Raw genomic sequence first — 23058 nt, forward strand, 5'->3', positions numbered from 1 at the left:
GTTATTCCTTGACGGAGCCGAGCATGACGCCCGAAAAGAAGTACTTCTGGACGAACGGGTAGACGCACAGGATGGGAATGATGGTGAGCACGATGGTCACCGACTGGATGTTGGCGGCAATCTGGCCCACGTTCTCGGCCGTGCCGCCGGCGGAGCCCGCGGTGGTGACACCGGCAATCATGTTGCGGAGGTAGATGGTCACCGGGAACAGGTCCGGGTTGTCCAGGTAGAGGAACGCCTGGAACCAGGAGTTCCAGTTGGCCACGGCGTAGAACAGCACCATGGTGGCCACGATGGCCTTGCTCAGCGGCAGCACCACTTTGAACAGGACGCCGTACTGGGTGAGTCCGTCGATGGCGGCCGCCTCCTCCAGTTCCCGCGGCATGTTCTCGAAGAACGACTTCATGATCAGCAGGTTGAAGACGCTGATGGCGTTGGGCAGCACCACCGCCCACAGCGTGTCCCGCATGCCCAGCGACGTGATGAGCACGTAGTTGGGGATCAGGCCGCCGTTGAAGAACATGGTGAACACGGCGATGCCGATGAACACGCTGCGTCCCTTAAGGTCCTTCTTGGCAATGGCGTACGCGAAACTGGTGGTCAGGACCATCGAGATCGCGGTGGCCACCACCGTGTACAGGACGGTGTTGCCGTAATTCCGCCAAAACACCGAGTCCGCCAGGATCAGCTGGTAGGTCTGGGTGTTGAACCCCAGCGGGAACAGGTTGACTTGTCCGGCGTTGATGAACCCTTCGCTGGAGAAGCTCTGCGCCAGGATGTTCAGGAACGGATACATGGTCAGGAAGACCACCACCAGGAGGAACACGAGGTTGGCCACGCGGAACACCCGCATGCCACGGGAGACCTTCATGTCCTTGAGCAGCACGCCGGTGTCCGCCGTTGGCGCTGTGGCCTCCTGGACTGCGGTTTCCTTCACGGTTGTCCCTTTCACGGTGGCCCCTTTCACCACAGGCTCGTTCCCGCGAGCCGTTTGGAGATGGCGTTCGCGGAGAGGATCAGCGTGAGGCCGATGACGGATTCGAACATGCCGATCGCCGCCGCATAGCTGAAGTTGGAGGATTCCAGGCCCACCCGGTACAGGTAGGTGGAGATGACGTCAGAGGTCTGGTAGTTGAGCGGGTTGTAGATCAGCAGGATCTTCTCGAAGCCCACGGCCATGAAGGTGCCGATGTTCAGGATCAGCAGGGTGATGATGGTGGGCCGGATGGCCGGGAGGGTCACGTGCCAGGTCTGCTGCCACCGGTTGGCGCCGTCGATCCGTGCGGCCTCATACAGTGACTCGTCCACCTTGGTGAGGGCGGCCAGGTACAGGATGGCGCCCCAGCCCATGGTCTGCCACACTTCGGAGCTGATGTACATGGGCCGGAACCAGGCAGCGTCCTGGGTGAAGTTCACCGTGGTGCCGAAGACCGTGTTGGCGATCTGGTTCACCGTGCCGGTCATGGAGAAGTTCTGCAGGATCATGCCGGCGATGATCACCACGGACATGAAGTGCGGCAGGTAGGCCACGGTCTGGACGAATTTTTTGAACTTCTGCGAGCGCAGCTCGTTGAGCATCAGCGCGAAGATGATGGGCATGGGGAAGCAGAAGAGGAGCGTCAGCACGCCCAGGATGATGGTGTTCTGGAAGGCCTGCCAGAAGCTGGGATCGTTGATGAACAGGGTGACGTACTTCAGTCCCACCCACTTCTCGCCGAAGATGCTGCCGCCCGGCTGGAACTGCCGGAACGCGATGACGTTGCCGGCCATGGGCAGGTACCGGAAGATGGCGAAGTAGGCCAACGGCAGCAGCACCAGCGTGTAGAGCCGCCAGTCGCGCTTGATGGCCAGCTTCCAGCCGCCCGGCTTGTTCCGGGGTTTGTCTTTGCTGCCGGGCGGGTTCGTGGTGACCGCCTCGGGAGGTACTTCCAATCGCATGGCCATATTTGCCTCCTACCGGACGGTTTCTGCGTGTTCGCGGGCGTTTTCTGCAGCTGCCTCTTCCAGGACCAGAACCCCGTTGGCGGCAACTTCCACCGCACCGGTGATGCGGGGGCCGTTGAGCACGTCCCTGCCGCCAGCGCCGACGTCCACCCGGGCGGGCGCGTCGTTGTGGTTGAGGACCAGCAGGTAGCTGCGTCCGTTGCCGGTACGACGCCGGACCTGGACTCCCAGCGGCGCCTCCAGCTCGGGGCGGATCCCCGCAGCGGTCCGTTCGGCGTGGAGCAGTTCCTCCAGGAAGGTGCCGTCCACCCTCGCCGAGAGATACACGGCGGTTCCGCTGCCGAAACTGTTGCGGGTGACGGCCGGCGACCCGGCCAGCCTGCCCGAGGCGTAGCTGGCCAGCACGTCCGCCGTGGTGGCGTGGAGGTGTTCGGTCCAGTAATCCGCTGAGGCCGTGCCGCCGTCGGCCGTTGTGAGCTTTACGGCCTCGTCCTCTCCGGCGAGCGGGTGCAGCTCCTCGCTCCACGCGCCCAGGACGTTGCGGAGGGCGCCGGGGTAGCCGCCCAGACGGATGGTGTTGTCCTGGTCCACGATGCCGGAAAGGTAGCTTGCCACCAGGCGGCCGCCGCCGGAGACATAGTCCTCCAGGCGCCGGGCGGCGTCATCGGTGAGCAGGTAGGTGGCGGGAAGGACCACCAGGCTGTACTGGCTGAGATCGCTGGTGGTGTCCACGAAGTCCACGGTGATGTTGGCGTCGAAGAAGGGCCGGTACAGGCGGAGGACTTCCTGGGCGTAGTTCAGGTCGGAGCGGGGCGAGTTGCCCAGCTCCAGGGCCCACCAGCAGTCCCAGTCGAAAACGAGTGCCACTGCGGCGGTGGAGCGGGTGCCGGTAATTCCTGACAGGTTCTTCAATTCGCGTCCCAGTTCGCAGACCTCGCGGAAAACCCGGGTGTCCGGCCCGGCGTGGTTGACCATGCCGGAGTGGAATCGTTCAGTGCCGCCCTTGGCCTGGCGCCACTGGAAGAAGAGGATGGAATCGGCTCCCTGGGCGATCGCCTGGTAGGAGCCTAAACGCATCTTGCCGGGGAGCTTGGAGACGTTGACTGACCATTGGCTGACCGCTGCCGTGGCTTGTTCCATCACCAGCCAGGGCTGGCCTTTCCGGAGTGAACGCATCAGGTCGAAGTTGAGTGCGGCGGCAACGTGGGCGTCGGCTTCGCGCGGGTCAGGGTAGATGTCCAGCGCGGCGGCGTCTTCCTCGGCGGCCCAGGCCCAGTAGTCGTTGTTCTTGTAGAAGCGCATGAAGTTGGTGACGACCGGCAGCTCCGGCGTGTGCCGGCGAAGGATGTCCCGTTCTGCCTTGTAGTGCGCCAGCATGCTGTCCGAGGTGAACCGGTGGTAGTCGAGGCGGCGTGATGGGTTGGACCAGGTGCGGGGCTGGGCCGGGGCGTTGACTTGGGCCCAGTCGGAGTAGACCTGGCCCCACACGTCCGTGCTCCAGGCCCGGTTCAGGTCCTCGAGGCTGCCGTACTTGGCCTGGAGCCATTCCCGGAAGGCACGGTCCGCGTGCGGGCCGTAGGAGACGGGGCCGTACTCGTTGTTGACGTGCCACATGCACAGGGCGGGGTGGGCGGCGTACCGCTCCCCCATCTTCTCCGCCATCGCCAGGGACTTTGCCCGGTAGGCGGGGTGGGAGACGTCGAAGTGCTGGCGGGAGCCAAAGCCGAAGGTGCTGCCATCCGCGAGGACCGGAAGGATGTCCGGGTGCCGCGCAATCAGCCACGCGGGCGGGACGGCGTCAGGGGTGGCCAGGTCCACGCCGATACCGTTTGCGTGGAGCAGGTCCATGATCTCGTCCAGCCAGCCGAAGTCGTAGACGCCATCTGCCGTTTCGAGCCGGCTCCAGGAGAAAACGGCCAGGGTGACCAGGTTGACCCCCGCGTCCTTCATGAGGCGGACGTCCTCGTCCCAGACCTCGCGCGGCCACTGTTCCGGGTTGTAGTCCCGCCGTACGCGATACCGCCAAGCCGCTCATGCAGGCGCTTGAGCCGGTGTTCAGGAGTGTGGGTGCGTTGGTCGCTGGTCATCATTGTCCTTTGGTTGGCATGTTGGCCGCGGGCTCCCCACCAGTGCGACCTGCATCACATAGAGAAACTATCGTAAACTTTCAGCAATAACAACAAGTTCGCGAAAGTAGGAGCGCACTTCCCCTGAGTGCGGCGCCGCGGATGGTAACGCTAACAAAGGCACGCCTGAGAGATTTACCTGGGAATTCCAATGATCCGGGCGTACGTCCGGTTCGGGATTTTCCAGACTATGAAGAAACTATCGGAGCTGGCGATAGGCCCGGTGGGACCGGCTACGCCGCATCCATGTCAGTGGGAGCAGCCAGACTGGAACCATGAAGACAGTACTGATACCGCCCCTGCTCTGCTCACCCCTCGCCTATGCACCCGTGCTCGATGCTGCGTGGACCAGGGGTCAAGTGACGGTGGCTGACACGCGCCACGACGACACCATCGAGGCCATGGCCCAGAGGATCCTCCGCGAGAATATCGGCGATATCGCGGTCCTCGGCACAAGCATGGGCGGGTACGTCGCCCTCGAAATCATCAGGCAGGCACCCGGCCGGGTCACCGCGCTGGCACTTGTCAGCACCTCCGCCCGTGCCGATACCGCGGAGCAGATCCAAGCGCGGGCCCGCCAGTCCGCACTGGTGGAAGACGGGCAGTTCAACGCATTGATCGACGCCGCCTTCCCTGGCGTGGTGGCAGCAGGGAACGAACTCGACGATGCACTCCTGGCAACCTGGCGCGCCATGACCACCCCGGTTGGCGCGGACGCCTTCCTGCGTCAGCAGCAGGCAGTGGTGCAGCGGGCCGATCTCCGCTCGCTGCTGCCGTCCATTGACTGCCCGACGGCGATCATCCACGGAGCGCAGGACCGCCTGATCCCCCTCGCCGCAGCCGAAGAAATGGCAGCCGCGATGCCCTCAGCCAGTTTCACCGTGTTGGACGGCGCCGGGCACCTGGTCTTCCACGAACAGCCCGACGCCGCCCGGGCCGCCATCAACACCTGGCTTGAGTCCGCCTCATAAGAAGCCGGCGGCTGCAGGGGTTCACCCCCGGGCAGATCGCTATTGTGGCTGCCGAACGTCCTGCACTACCTCGTTGCGGCGCAGGAACCAAGGCTTGAAGGGCGGGTCGAAGCGGGCGAACCTGGGAGGGCCGACTGGCGCCAGGCCGGCCAGCGCGAGTGCTGCCTGCAATCCGTTGTTGTGGCGCTCGAAAGAAGAAGCGGAGCCGCTGCCTGAGAACCCCTGGACAGCCGACAGGGATCCGGGAACTCCCCGCACCGTAACCCTGGAATCGGTGGGGACGGGCGCCGACTCGACGGTCAGCCCGGCCGGCAGGACGAAGGCCACCACAAATTCGGCCGGGCCACCCCTCCCCGGCAGTGGCCCGCTTTGCAGTATGGGCGCCGTCATCGCCAGTTTTTGGGAGGCCGTTTCCTGGATCACCGGAGCGGTCATGGCCAGCTTCTGCCGCGCGGTATTGCTCCCGGTGATGTAGTTGAACAGATACCGGAAGGCGGCGTTGCCGGCACGGTCAAAGTCCGCGGTGACCCTGACCTCGGCCACCACATAGTCCGGGTACCGGCGCAGCTCGAAGTGCGGATATGTGCGGACCACTTCAAAAGGCTGCTGTTCAGTCATGGTGTGTCAGAGCCTACGCCCGCGGCGCCGAAGCGGCCAGACCCGCGGCTCGCCACCGGGACGTCGGTGCCGGTCACCGGGCGCTGGCCGTGGCCGACGCCTACGTGGATTTGCGGTTCTAGTCGGTTCTGCGGCCCGTCGCGGCCCCCGCTCTGCCCGCGCTTGTCAGCAAAACCACACGCTGGACCGTTGCCACGGGCAACCATGGGCGGCATAATAGTTAGCAGAACTAATTAGCAGTGCTAAATAATGCCAGCAGGAGGCGCACCCGCTTATATGTCACCCGCCCACACCAAACCCCAGCCAACCGCGGACCCTACCGCTCCCGACACCCTCGCCATCGACCTGCGCACCGCCGTGATGCGCACCTCCCGGCGGCTCCGCGTCGAGGCCACCGGCGACATCATCACCCCCGGCCAGTACACGGTCCTGGCCCTGCTCAACGGCAGCGGTCCCAGCACGTTGCGCGCACTGGCAGAGAGCGAACACGTACAGGCTCCTTCCATGACCAGGATCGTCAACGCCCTCGCCGACCAGGGTTTTGTCACCAGGTCCGCCCATCCCGACGACGGCCGCCAGGTCCGCGTGGACATCACCGACGCGGGCAGGACGGTGCTTGAGGAAGCACGCCGGCAGCGGACCGCGTGGCTGGCCCGGCGCGTGGCAGGGCTCAGCGAGGACGACCGGCTCATCCTCAGCCGCGCGGCCCGCATCATGCAGGAAATGAGCGGCAAATGAGCGCCATGTTCCGGGCCCTCGAGAACCCCAACTACCGCATCTGGGCCAGCGGCGCGATCGTCTCCAACATCGGCACCTGGATGCAGCGGGTGGCTCAGGACTGGCTGGTCTTGACCGTCCTCACCGACCACTCCGGCGCCGCAGTGGGCCTCACCACCGGCCTGCAGTTCCTGCCCATGCTGCTGGTCGGCCCTTACGGTGGAGTGCTGGCGGACCGCTACCGCAAACGCATCATCCTGATGTGGACCCAGTTGGCCATGGGCTTCACCGGCCTGGCCATCGGCCTGCTGGTGGTTACCGGCACCGCCCAGCTGTGGCATGCCTATGTGGCTGCGTTCTGCCTTGGTGTGGCCAGCGCCGTGGATGCCCCGGCCCGGCAGGCCTTTGTGTCCGAGCTGGTGGGCCAAGACAACATTTCCAATGCGGTGGCGCTGAACTCGGCGTCCTTCAACACTGCCAGGCTCACAGGCCCGGCCATCGCCGGCGTGCTCATCGCCTGGGTGGGCACGGGCCCTGTGTTCCTGCTGAACGCCGCGAGCTTTGCCGCAGTCCTGGTCTCGCTGTTCAGGATCCGCATCACCCAGGCCGCCCCAACCGCGAAGGGTATCCGGAACAAGCACCAGGTCGCCGAGGGAATCAGATATGTGCGCCGGCGGCCGGACCTGATGCTAATCATGGTCCTGGTGGGCATCCTGGGCGCGTTCGGGATGAACTTTCCCGTCATCAATTCACTGATGGCCACCACCGAGTTCAGCATGGGCCCCAGCGAATTCGGCCTGCTGGGCTCCATCATGGCCGTGGGTACCCTGGCGGGAGCGCTCCTGGCCGCGCGGCGGTCCGGCCCTCGGCTGCGCTTTCTGCTCGGCGGGGCGCTGGGGCTCGGGATCTTCACGATCCTCGGCAGCATCGCACCAACGTTCTGGATCTATGCAGCGGTCTTGATTCCGGTTGGCCTGGCATCCATCACCTTCCTGAACAGCTGCAACACCAGCATCCAGCTCTCCGTGGAGCCGCAGTTCCGCGGCCGCGTGCTGGCGCTCTACCTGGCCATCCTGCAAGGCGGGACGGCGGTCGGATCGCCGCTGGTCGGCTGGATAGGCAGCCAGTTCGGTGCCCGCTGGTCGGTCGCCGCCGGCGGCATCGTGGTGCTCCTGGCCGGTATTGCGGCACTGGTGGCCGTGACCAGGCGGAATGGGATCACCTTCCGTGGCGCGCTCCGGATGGCGCTGGGCAGGCGCGAGCCGGCGGTCTGAAGCGCCGGGTCAGTCCCCGCGGACGATGTCCACGGAGACTTCCACCGCCGGCACCGACCCGCGGTTTTCAAGCCAGTGCAGGGTGTTCCTGTCCTCCGGCCAGCCGACTCCGGGCCCGTACTCCGTGGCAACCCCGTCCCGGTGGTCAGTGATGGTGCCCTGCAGGATGTACACGGTACCGGGCCGGCCGGCATGGCCGTGCAGAGGCCCGAAGACGCCTCCGGGCTCGATGGTCACCATCCGCATCCGCAGCTGCAGGCCTTCCATGCCGTCGATTTCGCCGGCAAGGTCCACCGTTGCCAGCAACTCCACCGAGACTCCCCTCGACTCCGGCGGCTCCACTTTCACGCCCACTGGCGCCACTCCCCTCCGGTCCTTCGTCGAACTGACCACTAATTAACTGGCCACTGACGACGACGGCGCCGGTCCTGCCGCTGCCAAGCACCCGGGTGCGGGCGCTGCGGGCGGCACGTGCCGGCGTCGTAGTTTCTTCCCGGGCCTGCAACCGCAGGCCGCGGTTGTCAAGACTGCATCGAGGAGATGTTGAGGATGTTGCCCTCACTGTCCAGGAACCAGGCGGATTGGCCGTAACCCTCCATCGTTGCGATGCCGTTCTCGGTCTTCAGGCCGGGCATGTCGTACTCTTCGAACACCACGCCGCGGCCGCGGAGCTCTTCCACGTCCCGCTGCACGTCATCGGTTCCCCAGCCAATCTGCGTGTTCTTGGCCGAACCGGCGTTGTCAGTCTGGTACACGAGGAACGATGTACCTTTCCCGCACCGGTAGACCAGGCCGCCGTCAGCCATGGTCCGGTCGGGCTCGAGCCCCACCTTGTCGCGATAGAACTCCCTGGCCCGGTCGATATCCTTCGCGGGCAAAACAGCCATGACTTCCATATCTTTGAGCATGACGACTCTTCTCCTTGCCACATTTCCAGCTGGCGACGCTCTCCCCCGAACCAGTCCGGCCGTCCCCCGCCGGGCTTGTGGCCGTCCTTCCCGCCGAATGCCGGGGCGGCCACCTGGAGCTCCCTGATCCGCGATGGCACAAGCAACCGGCACGGGGTTCCCGAAGTGTACGAGCCCATTATGGAACTGTTCGTTCCCGCATGGAATAGGGGTTTTTATTGGGGGCAGGCCAGGGGTGGGGCGGCTATTTCCGGGTGGCGGAAATGGCCCTTCGGGCGGCCCTTCCTGCCACCGCCACCAGGGGAACCAGGCATGCCAGGACGGCGATGGTGTTGGGGCGGAACGCCGGGCTCCCATTGACTGTCCGGTACACCCCCAGGGGCAGGACGAATCCACCGCCGCCTCCGCCGGAAGCGCCTTCCTCCGATTCCATGCCGCCGCCGAAGCCGAAGGACACCAGCGCCACGGGCACAATCTCCTCCCCGCCAAGGTTCACCGGAGGGCCGTAGGCCCGGGCCACGCCGATGTTCTTGAACGTGTCAACGAGGGACGCGAAGGTGTCAGCCATGGGTTCAGGATAGGCGCAGCTACAGATGGCAGGCAGGTCCATAAGTCCTGCCTGCCACCTCCCTACCGACGGATTTCAGCCAGCCGCAGCCGGACAATGTCCGCCAGGACGTCGTCCGGTACCGGCCGGGCTGCGCTGAAGCGGATGGTTCCTTTGGACAGCGAATAGCCCTCCAGACGCCCTGCCACCGCCTCCACCACGGCCGAGGAGAACGGAAAGATCGAAAGGTGCCTGGCTGCGGCCACGGCAGCTAGCAGCGGCTTTCCGTCGACCTTGAGGGCGGCCATCCCGTAGCTCATGCCCTCCGTGGCATCCGGAGCCACGGACCGTGCAACCTCCACCACGTGCTGCAGGCAGCTGCGGTCCGGTTCATCGGCTGCAGCCAGGGCGTCGTCAACGGCACCCACGGAGCATCAGGCTTTCCGGGCGGACACCGCGGTGGCGAGTGCCCCGAGGCCGCGCTCGAAGTCGCCACCCACCAGCTTGTCCATATTCATGAACAGCGAGAAGACCTTTCCCATCCCCTTGTTCTCCCCGGTCATCAGCCACGTCACCTCAGTGCCGCCGGGTGCCGGGGTGAACGTAAACGTGGTGGGGTTCAGTGCCTTGAACGGCTTGGTGAACTGCAAGCGGATGCCGATCCGGCTGGACGGCAGGGACTCCACGATCTCCATGGTTCCGCTGCCTGCCTTGCGGTTGCCGCTCCACTCATAGCCCGCGCCGGTCCCTGACTCACTGCCGAAGTAGCGGCGGTCCATGCCCGGATCAACCGACTCCCAGGGGGACCAGGCGGTCCATTCATGGAAGTTGTTCACCAGCGGAAAGATCTCCTCGGCGGAGGCAGGGATGACGGCGCTGCGGCGGACTTCGAAAGTAGACATGCGCCCAGCATAGGGCCGCGGCGCCGCCGGGTTAAGGGAGTACCACGTTTGCCGGTTCACGGCCCTCATGCAGCAGCCCGATCTGCTTCCTGACCAGGCGTACCATGCGGGGGAACATGGCCGAACTCGCGCCGCCCACGTGGGGAGTGATGAGTACCCCGGGAGTGCCCCACAGCGGGTGGTCCGCCGGCAGTGGCTCCGGGTCTGTCACGTCCAGGGCAGCCCGAAGCCGGCCCGTTGACGTCTCGGCGAGCAAGGCGTCCGTGTCTGCCACCGGCCCGCGGGCCACGTTCACCAGCAGGGCACCGTCCGGCATGGCGGCCAGGAACTTGGCGTCCACCAGCCGCTCAGTCTGCTGGCTCAAGGGAACGCTGACCACCACGATCTCGTGCAGCGGCAACTGCTCATACAGCGAGTCGATCCCATGGATGGTTCCGCGGCCGTCCTCCCGGGCACAGCTGGCCATCCGGGTGACCTCGGTTTCGAACGGCAGCAGCCTGGCTTCGATGGCCTTGCCCACACCGCCGTAGCCCACCAGCAGCACGCGCCTGTCCGCCAGGCTGGGGCGCTGACTGTTGTCCCACGTTCCTGTCTCCTGGTTCCGGACAAAGTCAGGGATCCCGCGCTGGGACGCCACCATCATGCCCACGGCGAGCTCCGCCGTGGACGTCTCATGGACTCCCGCGGCATTGGCGAAGGTGACACCTTCGGGCAAAACCGAGGCGACGCCGTCGTACCCGATGGACTGGCTTTGCACCAGGCCGACGTCCATCCCCGCCAGCGCGGCGAGCGCGGACGGATTACCCATGTAGGGCGGCACCAACAGGTCCAGCCGGCCCTCTGGGGCAGGGCCGGCCAGATCCCAGAGCACAAAATCGACGCCGTCAACGGGAGCGAGTGCGTCCAGCAGGTTTTGGGCGGGCAGGCAAACGCGCAGCCGGGCGCTCACGCGGCGACCATCAGCTTGACGTTGGCGGCGGGGCAAGTACTCATGGGGCTCCATGCATCCAGGCCCGAAGTTGATCAACGGGCGTTGAAGTTCCATTACAAACTTACCTGCAGGCGGTTTTCCTGGCGACGCCTCGGCGTGGTCGCCCCGCCCGGACGGAAGGACGTGTCACGTCTGTGACACGTCCTTCCGTCCGGTAGATTTAAGGGAGGAATTTCAGGCGAGCAGAGCCGCATTCCTTCCCCCTTCCCTTGAATGGATCACTCCGCCATGTCTTCCGCGATCCCAGCGCCGGAACCTGCCCGCTTCCCCTACGCCGCCATGGTGGTCCTTGCCACCATTGCCTTCACTGCCATCACCACAGAGCTCCTCCCGTCCGGCCTGCTGCCCCAGATCAGCACCGGCCTGGGTGTCTCCGAGCCGGTAGCCGGCTACCTTGCCGCTGCCTACGCTGCCGTCATTGTAGTCACGGTGGTTCCCGCGGCGCGGCTGCTGGGGAAAGTTCCGCGGCATGCCCTGCTGGTGGGGCTGGTCCTGACGTTTGCGCTCAGCAATGCGATGGTGGGCCTGGCACCGGACTTTTCGGCTGCCATGGTTGCGCGGCTGGTGGGCGGCCTGGCGCACGGCCTGCTCTGGACTACCATGGCGCCGTTCGTTTCCCGGGTGGTGCCGGCGGACAAAGTGGGCAAAGCCCTGGCGATCGTCTTCAGCGGCAACAGTCTTGGCCTGGCCATCGGCGCGCCCGTGGGAACGGCGCTGGGCGGTTTCCTTGGCTGGCGTTCGGCGTTCCTGGTGCTCGCCGGATTCGGCGTGGTCCTGACGGTTCTCGCGTTCTGGCTGCTCCCCCGCGTCCGGCGCATCAGCGACGCTGCCCGGCCATCCCTCCGGAAGGCCATCGGCCAGCCCGGCGTGAAATCGGTGGCCGTTGCCTGGCCGCTGCTGGTCCTGGCCCACTTTGCCCTGTTCACCTACATCGCGCCGTTCATCCGTGAGGCGAACCTGCCCGATTACGCCACCAGCCTCTCGCTCACGGTGCTGGGCGGTTCAGGCCTGCTGGGCATCTGGATTGCAGGGCTCACCGTGGATTCGCGCCCCCGCCGTTCACTGCTGCTCACGACGGCGGCCATCGCCGCATCGATGTTCCTGTTGCCTTTCGCAGTGGGGAACCTCATCCTGGCGTTGATTCTGATGACCGTCTGGGGAGCCGGCCTGGGTGCCATCGGCATCTACAACCAGTCGGCAATCCTCCGCGCGGGCGGCGAATACAGCGAGGCCGCCAACGGACTCACGGTCCTGACCATCCAGTTGGGCATCACCATTGGTGCCCTGTATGGTTCTGCGGCACTGGTGGTGGGCGGCCCGCTGCTGGTTCCGGCCGCGGCAGCCATTCCGGTGGTGGCGGCGTTTGTCATCACCCTTGCCGGGAAAAGGTACGCCTACCCGCCCGGCATGCGCGAACGGATCTGGCTGGAACCCCGGCCGGTCAAGGACAAGGTCAAGGACAAGGTCAAGGACCCTGCCTGACCCGCGGCACTGAGCGGATGCGCCGCAGGGCAACGCGCCGGGCTTCCGCTTGGCGAAGCCCGGCGGCCGCGCCCTGATGGCGTCAGTCGCGGTACTTGGCCACCGTAAACAGGAACGTGGAGTCTTCTTCGGCGTGAAGGCTGTGCAGTCCGGGCGGGACAATCAGCAGGTCCCCGGATTTGCCCTGCCATGAGTCATCGCCGGCTTTGAGGCTGACGCAGCCCTGGATCACGAACACCGTGGCGTCGCCGGGGTTCTGGTGCTCGCTCAGCCGGGTTCCGGCTTTCATGGCCATGACAGTCTGCCGGAGGATTTTTTCGTGGCCGCCGTACACGGTGTCTGCAGCGCGGCCGTTGGTGGAGGTGACGGCCGCCTCGAGCTGCTGACGTGCCAGCGCGTCGATCGATATCTTTTGCATGCGCCCAAGGCTACCCGCGCTCCTTCCGCTGCGGTCGAGTTTCCCGCCCCGATTTCGGAGGGGCGCCCCGGGCTTGATACAGCTTAAGGAATGCTCACGTTCCTGAACTCTGCCCTGCCTTTCATCGCCATGGCCCTGGCGGTGGTGGCCGGACTCACGCTGTCTTGGCTGCTCCGCAAGGTGGTCCTGCGCCTGAACCGGAAACGGCCCGAGCTGCAGGCCACGTCGCGGGTGGCCCGCCAGCCGCTGCGGCTGGCACTGTGCCTGGCAGGCGTCCGCATTGCGCTGGGACTGACCGCAGGAAGCGAAAGCTGGCATGCCGGCGTCGACCATCTCCTGCTGATCGCCCTCATCGGCGCGTTCGCATGGCTTGCCATCGCGGTCCTGTTGATTGTGGAGGCCGTGGTGCTGACCCGGCACAGCGTGGACGTGGCTGACAACCGCCGGGCACGGCGGCTGCGGACCCAGATGATCCTGGCCCGCCGGATCGCGGTGGCACTGGTGGTGGTGCTCGCCGTCGGTACGGCCATGCTGACCTTCCCTGCCATCCAGGCGCTCGGCGCGGGGCTCCTGGCGTCCGCGGGCGTGATTTCCATCGTGGCCGGGCTCGCCGCACAGACGTCCTTGGTGAATGTCTTCGCCGGCATGCAGCTGGCGTTCACCGATGCCATCCGCGTGGACGACGTGGTGGTGGTGCAGAAGGAGTGGGGCCGGATTGAGGAAATCACGCTCACATATGTTGTGGTGCACATTTGGGATGACCGCCGGCTGATCCTGCCCTCCACGTACTTCACCACCACCCCCTTCGAGAACTGGACCCGCCGCCAGTCCGAGGTCATGGGCACCGTGGAGTTCGATCTGGACTGGCGTGCCCCCGTGGAGGACATGCGCACCGAGCTGCGCCGGGTCCTGGCCGGGACAGAATTGTGGGACGAGCGCGTGGGGGTCCTGCAAATCACGGATGCCACTGGAGGCTTTGTCCGCGTCCGGATCCTCGTCAGCGCCGCGGACAGTGCGGCGCTCTTCGACCTGCGCTGCCTGGTGCGCGAAACCATGGTCAGGTTCCTCCAGCAGAACCATCCGCAGGCGCTGCCGCACCAGCGCTGGGAACAGGCAGCGGACGACGCCGGCGCAGCCACCCGGCGCAAGGCACCGTTGCGCGGGCTGGGCTCGTCCGGGACGGCTGGGGCCCAGGCACCGGCAGACCCGCACGAATCCCAGCTGTTCACCGGCTCCATCGAGGCTGTGGAACGGTCCCGCGCCTTCACTGGGCCGGGCGAGGAGGTATTCGAGGAGCGGGACCGGAACCTGGCCTCCCATCACTAAATAACCCTTGATAGGTGACTATTTAGTCACCTATCATTGGTCCCATGGACAACGTGTTCAAAGCGCTCTCCGACCCCACCCGCCGGGACCTGCTCGATGAGCTGTTCCGCGAGGACGGCCAGACCCTGAGTGCGCTTGAGGCGCGGTTCAGCATGAGCCGGTTCGGGATCGCCAAGCACCTCCGCATCCTGGAGGACGCAGGCCTGGTGGTGAGCCGCCGTCGCGGGCGGGAAAAGCTGCACTTCCTCAACCCGGTCCCCATCCGCCTGGTCCACGACCGCTGGGTCAGCAAATACGCAGAACCATGGGCCGCTGCCCTCAGCGACCTCAAATCCAGATTGGAAAGTCCCATGGAAAAGATCTTCGAGATTTACATCAAGACCACGCCGGAACGGCTCTGGGAAGCCATCACCGACAGTGAGATCCGCAGCAAGTACCAGTTCGGAAACACCTTGGAGTCCGACTGGACTCCAGGCGGCCGCTTCGAAATGGGCAACCCCAAGGCAGGCCAGATCCTTGGCGACGGCGAAAACCTGGAGGTTGACCCGCCGCGCCGCTTGGTCCAGACCATGCGCGCGCTGTGGGGCGAGGACGTCAAGGCCGAGGGGACATCCAAAATCACTTGGGAAATCGAACCGGTAGGCGATTCCTGCCACCTCACCGTTACGCACAGCGACCTGCGCGAGGGTGCCAACGAGCAGCTCTACGGCGGCTGGCCCATGATCCTCTCGGGCCTGAAGACCTGGCTGGAGACCGGCGAGAAGCTCACCACGCCGGGCTCGCTGATGTACACGTAGGGCCGGGCAGCGCGGCTGCGGCTCCTGGCCTTAGACCTGCCGGCGGCCACGCCCCGCCGCCGGCAGGTCTAAGGTCATCTCATGGACAGCGGCACCGTGGTCAACATCGCTCTGGTTCTAAGTTTCGTTCTGCTGGGCGGAGTCTTCGCGGCAGCGGAAATGGCCCTGGTGTCCTTGCACGAGGGCCAGATCCGCCGCATCGAAAAGTCCGGCGCCTCCGGGGTTCGGACCGCAGCCCTGGCGCGGAACCCCAACCGGTTCCTCTCCACGGTCCAAATCGGGGTGACCCTGGCCGGGTTTTTCTCCGCGGCGTACGGCGCCTCGGCGATCGCGCCCGTCGTCGTGCCCCTCCTGCAAGCCGTTGGACTCGGGGCCGCCGCCGGGCCGGCGTCGTTCGTTGGCATGACACTGCTGGTGGCCTACCTGTCCCTGGTCTTCGGCGAGCTGGCACCCAAGAGGCTTGCCCTGCAAAACCCCGTCGCCCTGACCAGGATCCTGGCCCCGCCGCTGATCGCCCTTTCGAGGGTCATGCGGCCGGTCATCTGGCTCCTCTCCGTCTCCACCGACGCGGTGGTACGGCTTGTCGGCGGCGACCCGCATGCCAAGCGGGCAAGCATCACGTCGGAGGAGCTGTGGGACATGGTGGCGGAAAGCGAGGCCCTGGAGGAAAGCAACCGCCACATCCTGGCCGACGTATTCGGTGCCGGGGACCGGACGCTGCAGGAGGTCATGCGGCCCCGTACGGAAGTGACCTTCATCAACGGGACAACAACCATCGGGGCCGCCCGCGAGATGCTTAGGGACGGCCCCTATTCCCGGTTTCCCGTTATTGGCAGGACCCCCGACGACGTCCTGGGCTTCGTCCATATCCGAGACCTGATGCCCCGGGACGAGGTTCAGGACCTGGCGCCGGTACAAGACATTGCCCGGACCATCCTGGCCATGCCCGGAACCAACAGGGTCCTGCCGGCGCTGTCCCGGATGCGCAAGACCAACCAGCACATTGTCCTGGTGGTGGACGAATACGGCGGCACGGACGGCGTGGTCACGCTCGAAGACCTGGTGGAAGAACTCGTGGGCGAAATCTACGACGAGTACGACACCGGCGCCGAGCACGAAGACCGCGTCACCGTGGCCAACGGAAGCATCGTGGTCGACGGCGGCCTGATCCTGCAAGAGTTCAGGGCAGCCTCCGGAATCGCCCTGCCGGAGGGCCATTACGAAACGGTGGCGGGCTTCATGATGGACCGGTTGGGGCGGCTCCCTTCTGCCGGAGACAAGGTCCAGGTTCCTGGCTATCTCCTGACGGTCCTCAGCATGGACAGGCTGCGGATCGCCCGCATCCGGGTCACTCCTGTTGCCGGGCAGTCCGGCTGAGGGCTGGAAAGTACGACGACGGGACGCGCATTCCGCCGCAAGGCTCCGTTTACGAACCGCGTCGCCGTCTTCATCCTCCTCCGTCCTCCCGTCAGGGACCTATGGCACTGGAGGCAGCACCGCCCGGCGGCGACAGTTAAGGGGCGGCTGGCCGAAGGGGCCAGGAGGGGCTGGGGGCTGTTTCCGCTGCACGAATCGGGGCACGGGGCACGTGCCCCCTTACCCCGGCAGGACACATCGCAATGCTCATTAAACGCACGGCCCTCATCGGCACCGCCCTGGCCTTCGGCGCTGCGCTGTTCGCGGCCCCCGCACAGGCCGCCGGCAGCAACGGCGCAGACGTTACCAAGTTCAACGAGTGCCAGATTGGCCACTATTACACCGTATGCCGTACCGGCACGGCAGTCAGCCACCAGGTTTCGACACCCAGCGGTATTCAGTCCACCTCGAGCTCGAGCAACTATGTCGATACGCTGACCGTCACCTACGGGGGAACGCTCCTGAACACCATTCACACCCAAACGCACTCGCACATCCTGGTCCGCGACGGGCAGGTTGTGGAATCGGGCCAGCACTACCTGGAGCAAACCACGGACACAACCCGGCAGTGCTGGGAACGGGAGGACACCCACCGGACCGCGACCAAAGTCCAGTACGACCGGGAAGCGCACTACTGCCCGTAAGCGGCCAGCCCGGCACGCTTCCCCGTGCCCGTCCCAGGGGGCCCGTCCCCTCCCTGAAGGGTCTGGCTATGCCTTCGGCTGCCGCCAGAAAACCGAAATCCCAAACGTCACCGCGCAGAGCACCAGCATGGCGACCACCATGCGCATCCAGCTTTCCTGGTGCACGCCGCCGGACGCGAACACGCCGATCATCACCGTGGCAGTGATCGCGCCCACGTAGCGGCACGTCTGGTAGATCCCCGCAGCGACACCGCGGTCCTGCGGCCGGGTGGAGAGGAACATGCCCTGGTTGGAGGCGATGCTGACCGTCCCGTAGGGAATCCCCATCAGCGCAGTCAGCACCAACACCAGGGGAATGGCCAGTGTTCCTGTCAGCAGCCACATCAGTGCCGCCACAAGCGTCAGGAGGACGACGCCGGCGAGCAGCACCCGGCGCACACCGAACCTTCCCATCGCGGAAACTGCCCACGGGGTGGCCACCACGGACATCCCGGCAAGGGGCAGCATCAGCAGGCCCACGACGCCGGGATCATAGCCGCCCGCCTCCTGCAGGAGCTGCGGCAGGCCGAAAAAAACGAAGTAGTAGACGCTGCTGAACACCGCGAACGCCAGGTACACCAGCATGAGGGGCCTGTTGCGGCCCAGTAGCCGCAGGTCCAAGAACGGCTTGGCGAACCGCAACTCCCGCCAGGCGAAGAGCGCTGCCACAGCGGTACCGGCGGCCAGCATCCACCAGCGGTAGTCCGGCGCCACGTTCAGCGCGGCCATCATGACCAACAACAGGGCTGCGATAAACCCGGCAATGCCCGGAACATCCGAGTCCTTCACCAGCTGCGCCACGCTGCCGCGCTCCCGGACCTGGTCTGCGGGTGCGGCCTGTCGCACTATCAGCAGCGCTACCAACGCCAGTGGAACATTGATCAGGAACAGCGACTGCCATCCCACGAAGCCCACCAGTAAACCCCCGACGACGGGACCCACGGCAGCAGCCGACGTGTTCGCCATTTGGAGCCGGCCCAGCGGCCGGGCCGGGTCCACCTTGGCCCGGTGCGCAATCGCGCCCACCATCACCACAGCACTGGGATACGCCGTGGCGGTGCCCAGTGCCATGACCGCCCGGGCCACGCAGAGCAGGGCAAAATTGGGGGCCAGCGGCGCCAAGGCGCAGGTCAGGGCAACGAGCCCCATGCCAAGCATGAACATCCTTCGTGGCCCAAACCGGTCCGCGAGCCTTCCCATCACGGGCTGGCCGGCCGCAGAGGCGAGGTAGAAGGACGTAACCACCCAGGTGACGGCAGCGACGTCGAGCCCAAAATCGGCACGCAGCACCACCAGGGCCACGGCGATCATGGAGGAGTTCAGCGGGTTCAGTGCCGTGCCCAGGCTGAGGCCTGCGACGGCCAAGGCAGTCCGTGGGTTGTTGCTCACGGTAACAGTCTGGCCCACAGCGCTCCCGCAGGGCGAGTCGGCGGACCGCTGCGCGGGCGTGGCGTTGGCTACCTGCCCGCCACTCCGACCGGGAAGAGTGCATCCTCAACGGCCCGGGTCAGGTTCCTGATCACCTCGGCCTGGCCGTCATCCGCCACGCCTGCAGGGTTTTCCGTGTAGATCACCAGCGCGAAGGTCGAGCCGCGGTAGCTCAGCAGCGCGGCGTCGTGCAGTTCGCCGGAGAGCTCACCGTATTTGTGGTGGACGTCGATTCCCGCCCTGGAGCCGGCGGGAATGAGGTCTTCGTTGTTTGTGTCCTGCATATAGCTGAGCAGTTGGGCGGTGTTGTCGGCGTTGAGCAGCTCCCCCGCGTACAGCTTCTTCAGGATCAGGGCCATATCCGAAGCGGTCAGCAGGTTCTTCTCGGGGTCGTAGGTAACGCCTATGGAGGTCGCATAGGCAATCAGCTGGGGGTAGCCGACGGCGTCCATCAGAAGCTGCCAGGAGTCGTTGTTGCTGTCATTGACCATGGCTTTGAGCTGGAAGGCGGCGTCGTAGTCGCCCATGGGCTCATCCAGGGTGGCTTCACCCTTTTCCACCAGGTGATAGTAGGCGGCAGCGGTCAGGACCTTCGCCGTGCTGGCCGCCGTAAAGGCGTCCGCGTCGCCGAAGGTGCGTTCCGCGCCGCCGGACACATCCGCGAGCGCAAGGCCGATCCGGTACTGGTCCGCCTCGCTGAGGATGGTGTCCACGCTGTCCTGCAGGGACTCCGGGGCTGCCGCCACAGGAGCCGGCGGCGCTACGGGCTGGGTGGGGGCGACCGAACCGGTCGGCGGCTCGGACCGGGCCACGGCCAGCGCGATGGTCCCGGCGATGACCAGCACCACGGCAAGGGCAAGGATGACCAGCCTCCGGATGTCCCGGCTCCTGCCCTGGACCGGCCTGCTGGGCTTTGGCGGCGGAGCGGCACGGCCTGGTGGGGGCACCTGGGGGTGCTCGGACATACAAGGGCTCCTGTCCCGCCTCGGTAATCACAAACAACGTCAGCGCGGCGTTGAGCCGCGCTGACAGATGCGATTAAAGCACCGGAATTTGGGAGCTTCCTGAAGACTTGCGGTGTGTCCCACGCTGCCTCAACCAGGCGTGTGCGGGAGCCGTGGCTAGGCGCGGGCCCTGGACGCGAGCGCGGTCTCGAGGAATTCCAGGTGCGCGGGAGCCACGGCCACCACGCTGTCCGAGTACTCCGGGTGCTTGGCCACGAACTTCTTGATGAACGGGCACACCGGGACTATGCCCGTCCCGGCCTGCACCGTCGCGTCCAGGGCAACCGCGGCGAGCTTCCCGGCCAGGCCCTGCCCGCCGTATTCCTCGTTGATCACCGTGTGGTAGAAAATCCGCTGTGGTGACGCCCCGCCGTCGTAATCCTGGTAGGCGGCTTTGCCGATCACGTTCCCGCGGTCCAGGATCTCGAAGCGGCTGCGCTCGGGGTTGTGGCGGACGGTGATGTCACTCAAGGGAAACTCCTTCGTTGCGGTCTTGCTGCCCGTGCAAAGCCTAACCCGGCCCGGGCAGCACTTATTTCCGCGTGGGAAGAGTCCCCGGCGGCATCCCCGCCCGCCCCCGGATCAGCTCAAGTAGCCGTTCGGATTCAGGACGTACTTGGTGGCTGCGCCGGCGTCGAACTCCGCATAGCCCTTGGGAGCGTCTTCCAGCGGGATGGCTTTGGCGTTGACGTTCTTGGCGATGTGCACCCGGTCATTCAGGATGGCCATCATCAGCTGCCGGTTGTATTTCATGACCGGGCACTGGCCCGTGGTGAAGCTCAGCGACTTGGCCCAGCCGGTGCCAAGGCTCAGCGACAGGGCACCCTTCTTGGCGGCGTCGTCCACTCCGCCCGGATCACCGGTGACGTACAGGCCGGGGATACCCAGGGCCCCGCCGGCCGCCGTGAGCTCCATCAGCGAGTTCAGGACCGTCGCCGGCGCCTCCTGGGCGTCGTGGCCATGACCCTTCGCTTCGAAGCCGACAGCGTCCACACCGCAGTCCACCTCGGGGACGCCAAGGATTTGTTCAATCTGGTCCTTCGGATCGCCCTTGGACAGGTCCACCGTCTCGCAGCCGAAGCTGCGCGCCTGGGCGAGCCTGCCCTCGTTCATGTCCCCCACAATCACGACGGCGGCACCCAGCAGGTGTGCGCTGGTGGCCGCAGCGAGGCCCACGGGACCGGCCCCGGCGACGTAGACGGTGGATCCGACTCCGACTCCGGCCGTAACCGCGCCGTGGAATCCGGTGGGGAAGATGTCCGAGAGCATGGCCAGGTCCAGGATCTTCTCCATGGCCTTGTCCTTGTCCGGAAACTTCAACAGGTTCCAGTCGGCGTACGGGACCAGCACGTAGTTGGCCTGGCCGCCGACCCAGCCGCCCATGTCCACGTAGCCGTAGGCGCTGCCGGGACGGTCCGGGTTCACGTTCAGGCAGATGCCGGTCTTGCGTTCCTTGCAGTTCCGGCAGCGGCCGCAGGCGATGTTGAACGGCACCGAGCAGAGGTCGCCCACCTTGATGAATTCGACGTCGCGGCCCACCTCCACCACTTCCCCGGTGATCTCGTGGCCCAGGACCAGGTTCGGCGGAGCCGTGGTGCGGCCGCGGACCATGTGCTGGTCCGAACCACAAATATTGGTGGCCACCGTCTTGAGGATGACCCCATGGTGGACCGGGCGCCCCACGTTCGCGGGGTTGACCCCCGGCCCGTCCTTGAGTTCGAACGTGGGGTAGTCAATATCAATTACTTCGACCTTGCCGGCTTCCTTGTAGGCAACGGCTTTGTTCCCTGTCATCTATCGCTCCTGTAGTCAGGTCCGTCCGGTGGGACGGCAGTGATCTGGGTAGGTTGAGAAACCCCGGATGCGGGACCCGCCCTGCTCCACTGGCGTTTCCTGATGAAGATCAGGTACAGGTTCCCGGCTTGGGGGTCCGCCCAGTCTAGGCAGGCACCAGGGAGCGGTCTAGGGGTAGGAGCCCCACGTTTATCAGGGCAAATGTTTATCGAGGCATCCCCAAGGGGAAGCGCCTATAGTGGCGTACGCTGCACCCACCGGCTTCCGCGCACTCAGGCGGACCGGTCCCCAGGCAAGTTCTACCGTTGAGGAGAACGGCATGAAAACACGCACTATTGGACAATTGACGGTTTCCGCCCTGGGCCTTGGCTGCATGGGCATGAGCGAGTTCTACGGCGCCGGCGACGAGCAGGAATCGATCGCCACGATCCAGGAGTTCCTGGACGCCGGCGGATCGCTGCTGGACACCGCGGACATGTACGGTCCCTTCACCAACGAACAGTTGGTGGGCCGCGCCATTGCGGGCCGGCGCGACCAGGTGGTGCTCGCCACCAAGTTCGGCAACGAACGCCGCGAGGACGGTTCCTGGGTGGGCATTAACGGCCGCCCCGAGTACGTCAGGGCGGCCTGCGACGCCAGCCTCCAGCGGCTGGGCGTGGACCACATCGACCTTTACTACCAGCACCGGGTGGACAAGACGGTGCGCATCGAGGACACGGTAGGCGCCATGGCGGAACTGGTCCAGGCCGGGAAGGTCCGGCACCTCGGTTTGTCCGAGGCGTCAGCGGACACCATCCGCCGGGCCCATGCGGTGCACCCCATCACGGCGCTGCAGACCGAATATTCGCTCTGGGAGCGGGAACCGGAAACCAAGGTGTTCCCCGTGCTCGCAGGGCTGGGAATCGGGTTCGTACCTTACAGCCCACTGGGCCGCGGATTCCTGACGGGACAGATCCGCAGCGTGGACGACTTCGCCGACGACGACTTCCGCCGGCATTCCCCACGGTTCCAGGGCGAAAACTTCACCCGAAACCTTGAGCTGGTGGACCGGGTGAAAGAGCTGGCCGACCAAAAGCAGTGCACTCCCGGCCAGCTGGCCCTCGCCTGGCTGCTGGCGCAGGGCGAACACATCGTCCCGATCCCGGGCACCAAGAAGCGCGAGCGGCTGCGCGAGAACCTGGGCGCCGTGGACGTCGAGCTCAGCGCGGACGAGCTGCAGCTGCTGGACGAGTTGGCTCCGGCGGGGTCGACAGCCGGCGCCCGTTACCCGAATATGTCCACCATCGACACCTGAGACATCCGGTGTCTGCAAAGGAGAAACCATGACAGTCAACGACGACGAAGCCCAGGTGCTGGACCAATGGACCCAGCGGCTGGCTCAGGCACTGCAGATCCTTGACCTGGACGTGGACCAGGAACCGCTGCTGGACCTTGCCCGCAAGTCTGCCGACAACGTGATCCATGCGGCCGCTCCCATCACCACGTTCCTGGTGGGGTACGCGGCCGCGCTGGACGCAGGGACGGGCAGCGCCGGGAGCCGGGAGGCTGCCTCGGCGGCCGTGGCCAAGGCGGCAAGGGTCGCCCTGGGGCTGGTGGACGACGGCGCGCACGGCGGCCCCGCCAAGCGCGGCTGGGCGGACACGGGCCAGTAGCCAGCGAATCCCCGCCCTATGGACAACTCCCCCGTCGCCTGACGCGGGGAGTTGTCCACA

25 protein-coding genes are annotated in these 23058 nt (G+C 65.8%); 10 read left to right on the top strand and 15 right to left on the bottom strand.

The annotated features are described in order from the left end of the window. Window position 1 precedes the first annotated feature (1 nt). The 3 genes from QRN53_RS14575 to QRN53_RS14585 all read right to left on the bottom strand — a co-directional run bounded on the left by QRN53_RS14575 (window position 2) and on the right by QRN53_RS14585 (window position 3894). Window positions 2-871, bottom strand: coding sequence for a carbohydrate ABC transporter permease (locus QRN53_RS14575; RefSeq protein ID WP_285244587.1), 870 nt, complete (start codon window positions 869-871; stop codon window positions 2-4). 92 nt (window positions 872-963) lie between these two features. Further along, window positions 964-1944 carry an ABC transporter permease gene (locus QRN53_RS14580; protein ID WP_285244553.1) on the bottom strand — a complete coding sequence of 327 codons (981 nt, stop codon included), beginning with the start codon at window positions 1942-1944 and terminating at the stop codon, window positions 964-966. Between the two features lie 9 nt (window positions 1945-1953). Beyond that, complete coding sequence (locus QRN53_RS14585) at window positions 1954-3894, bottom strand: beta-galactosidase (protein WP_285244554.1); 1941 nt, start codon at window positions 3892-3894, stop codon at window positions 1954-1956. A 451-nt stretch (window positions 3895-4345) separates the two neighbouring features. Between QRN53_RS14585 and QRN53_RS14590 the strand changes: the two genes are divergently transcribed. Beyond that, the gene (locus QRN53_RS14590) at window positions 4346-5041 is read left to right on the top strand and encodes an alpha/beta fold hydrolase (RefSeq protein ID WP_285244555.1); all 696 of its coding nucleotides are present in this window, start codon (window positions 4346-4348) and stop codon (window positions 5039-5041) included. A 39-nt stretch (window positions 5042-5080) separates the two neighbouring features. Here the strand turns inward: QRN53_RS14590 and QRN53_RS14595 are convergent, their stop codons facing one another. Next, entirely contained in the window at window positions 5081-5659 is a 579-nt protein-coding gene (locus QRN53_RS14595; protein ID WP_285244556.1) for an SOUL family heme-binding protein, read from the bottom strand. A gap of 276 nt (window positions 5660-5935) precedes the next feature. Here QRN53_RS14595 and QRN53_RS14600 point away from each other — a divergent pair, with 276 nt between their 5' ends. Next, the gene (locus QRN53_RS14600; protein WP_285244557.1) at window positions 5936-6397 is read left to right on the top strand and encodes a MarR family winged helix-turn-helix transcriptional regulator; all 462 of its coding nucleotides are present in this window, start codon (window positions 5936-5938) and stop codon (window positions 6395-6397) included. After that, window positions 6394-7650: an MFS transporter gene (locus tag QRN53_RS14605; protein ID WP_285244558.1), complete on the top strand. Its 1257-nt coding sequence runs from the start codon at window positions 6394-6396 to the stop codon at window positions 7648-7650. The genes QRN53_RS14600 and QRN53_RS14605 overlap by 4 nt, the downstream gene beginning before the upstream one ends. Before the next feature lie 9 nt (window positions 7651-7659). Here the strand turns inward: QRN53_RS14605 and QRN53_RS14610 are convergent, their stop codons facing one another. From QRN53_RS14610 to QRN53_RS14635, 6 genes are all read right to left on the bottom strand, one after another. Further along, a complete protein-coding gene (locus tag QRN53_RS14610; RefSeq protein ID WP_285244559.1) occupies window positions 7660-8004 on the bottom strand; it encodes a cupin domain-containing protein in 345 nt (114 codons plus the stop codon). 167 nt (window positions 8005-8171) lie between these two features. After that, entirely contained in the window at window positions 8172-8558 is a 387-nt protein-coding gene (locus tag QRN53_RS14615; RefSeq protein ID WP_285244560.1) for a VOC family protein, read from the bottom strand. A gap of 244 nt (window positions 8559-8802) precedes the next feature. Beyond that, window positions 8803-9126, bottom strand: a complete 324-nt coding sequence (locus QRN53_RS14620) for a hypothetical protein (protein WP_285244561.1) — start codon at window positions 9124-9126, stop codon at window positions 8803-8805. 62 nt (window positions 9127-9188) lie between these two features. Next, entirely contained in the window at window positions 9189-9533 is a 345-nt protein-coding gene (locus tag QRN53_RS14625; protein ID WP_285244562.1) for an iron chaperone, read from the bottom strand. A 6-nt stretch (window positions 9534-9539) separates the two neighbouring features. Continuing rightward, window positions 9540-10007 (bottom strand): SRPBCC family protein, encoded by a 468-nt coding sequence (locus QRN53_RS14630; protein WP_285244563.1) that lies wholly within the window; start codon window positions 10005-10007, stop codon window positions 9540-9542. Window positions 10008-10038: 31 nt separating this feature from the next. Continuing rightward, window positions 10039-10956 (bottom strand): 2-hydroxyacid dehydrogenase, encoded by a 918-nt coding sequence (locus QRN53_RS14635; protein ID WP_285244564.1) that lies wholly within the window; start codon window positions 10954-10956, stop codon window positions 10039-10041. Between the two features lie 270 nt (window positions 10957-11226). Between QRN53_RS14635 and QRN53_RS14640 the strand changes: the two genes are divergently transcribed. After that, window positions 11227-12480 (top strand): MFS transporter, encoded by a 1254-nt coding sequence (locus QRN53_RS14640; RefSeq protein WP_285244565.1) that lies wholly within the window; start codon window positions 11227-11229, stop codon window positions 12478-12480. An 82-nt stretch (window positions 12481-12562) separates the two neighbouring features. Here QRN53_RS14640 and QRN53_RS14645 read toward each other — a convergent pair whose 3' ends face one another. Further along, the gene (locus QRN53_RS14645) at window positions 12563-12898 is read right to left on the bottom strand and encodes a cupin domain-containing protein (RefSeq protein WP_285244566.1); all 336 of its coding nucleotides are present in this window, start codon (window positions 12896-12898) and stop codon (window positions 12563-12565) included. 90 nt (window positions 12899-12988) lie between these two features. Between QRN53_RS14645 and QRN53_RS14650 the strand changes: the two genes are divergently transcribed. The 4 genes from QRN53_RS14650 (at window position 12989) to QRN53_RS14665 (ending at window position 17081) form a co-directional block, all read left to right on the top strand. Then, window positions 12989-14224: a mechanosensitive ion channel family protein gene (locus QRN53_RS14650; RefSeq protein ID WP_285244567.1), complete on the top strand. Its 1236-nt coding sequence runs from the start codon at window positions 12989-12991 to the stop codon at window positions 14222-14224. Window positions 14225-14268: 44 nt separating this feature from the next. Then, complete coding sequence (locus QRN53_RS14655; RefSeq protein ID WP_285244568.1) at window positions 14269-15021, top strand: ArsR/SmtB family transcription factor; 753 nt, start codon at window positions 14269-14271, stop codon at window positions 15019-15021. Window positions 15022-15102: 81 nt separating this feature from the next. Next, the gene (locus QRN53_RS14660) at window positions 15103-16398 is read left to right on the top strand and encodes a hemolysin family protein (protein ID WP_285244569.1); all 1296 of its coding nucleotides are present in this window, start codon (window positions 15103-15105) and stop codon (window positions 16396-16398) included. Window positions 16399-16640: 242 nt separating this feature from the next. Beyond that, window positions 16641-17081 carry a hypothetical protein gene (locus tag QRN53_RS14665; protein ID WP_285244570.1) on the top strand — a complete coding sequence of 147 codons (441 nt, stop codon included), beginning with the start codon at window positions 16641-16643 and terminating at the stop codon, window positions 17079-17081. Between the two features lie 66 nt (window positions 17082-17147). On the opposite strand, the gene QRN53_RS14670 is transcribed toward QRN53_RS14665, so the two are convergent. The 4 genes from QRN53_RS14670 to fdhA form a co-directional block, all read right to left on the bottom strand. Then, window positions 17148-18509: an MFS transporter gene (locus tag QRN53_RS14670; protein WP_285244571.1), complete on the bottom strand. Its 1362-nt coding sequence runs from the start codon at window positions 18507-18509 to the stop codon at window positions 17148-17150. 68 nt (window positions 18510-18577) lie between these two features. Next, complete coding sequence (locus tag QRN53_RS14675) at window positions 18578-19513, bottom strand: serine hydrolase (RefSeq protein WP_285244572.1); 936 nt, start codon at window positions 19511-19513, stop codon at window positions 18578-18580. A 156-nt stretch (window positions 19514-19669) separates the two neighbouring features. Then, on the bottom strand, window positions 19670-20023 hold the full coding sequence (locus QRN53_RS14680) for a GNAT family N-acetyltransferase (RefSeq protein ID WP_285244573.1): 354 nt from the start codon (window positions 20021-20023) through the stop codon (window positions 19670-19672). A 111-nt stretch (window positions 20024-20134) separates the two neighbouring features. Next, window positions 20135-21346, bottom strand: a complete 1212-nt coding sequence (gene fdhA, locus QRN53_RS14685; protein ID WP_285244574.1) for a formaldehyde dehydrogenase, glutathione-independent — start codon at window positions 21344-21346, stop codon at window positions 20135-20137. Between the two features lie 319 nt (window positions 21347-21665). On the opposite strand from fdhA, the gene QRN53_RS14690 reads away from it, so the two are divergent. Both QRN53_RS14690 and QRN53_RS14695 read left to right on the top strand, forming a co-directional pair. Further along, window positions 21666-22640: an aldo/keto reductase gene (locus QRN53_RS14690; protein WP_285244575.1), complete on the top strand. Its 975-nt coding sequence runs from the start codon at window positions 21666-21668 to the stop codon at window positions 22638-22640. Between the two features lie 28 nt (window positions 22641-22668). Continuing rightward, a complete protein-coding gene (locus QRN53_RS14695; protein ID WP_285244576.1) occupies window positions 22669-22998 on the top strand; it encodes a DUF6457 domain-containing protein in 330 nt (109 codons plus the stop codon). The last annotated feature ends 60 nt before the right edge of the window (window positions 22999-23058 follow it).

Origin of the sequence: Pseudarthrobacter sp. fls2-241-R2A-127 (assembly GCF_030209355.1) — a bacterium.
Lineage (GTDB): Bacteria > Actinomycetota > Actinomycetes > Actinomycetales > Micrococcaceae > Arthrobacter.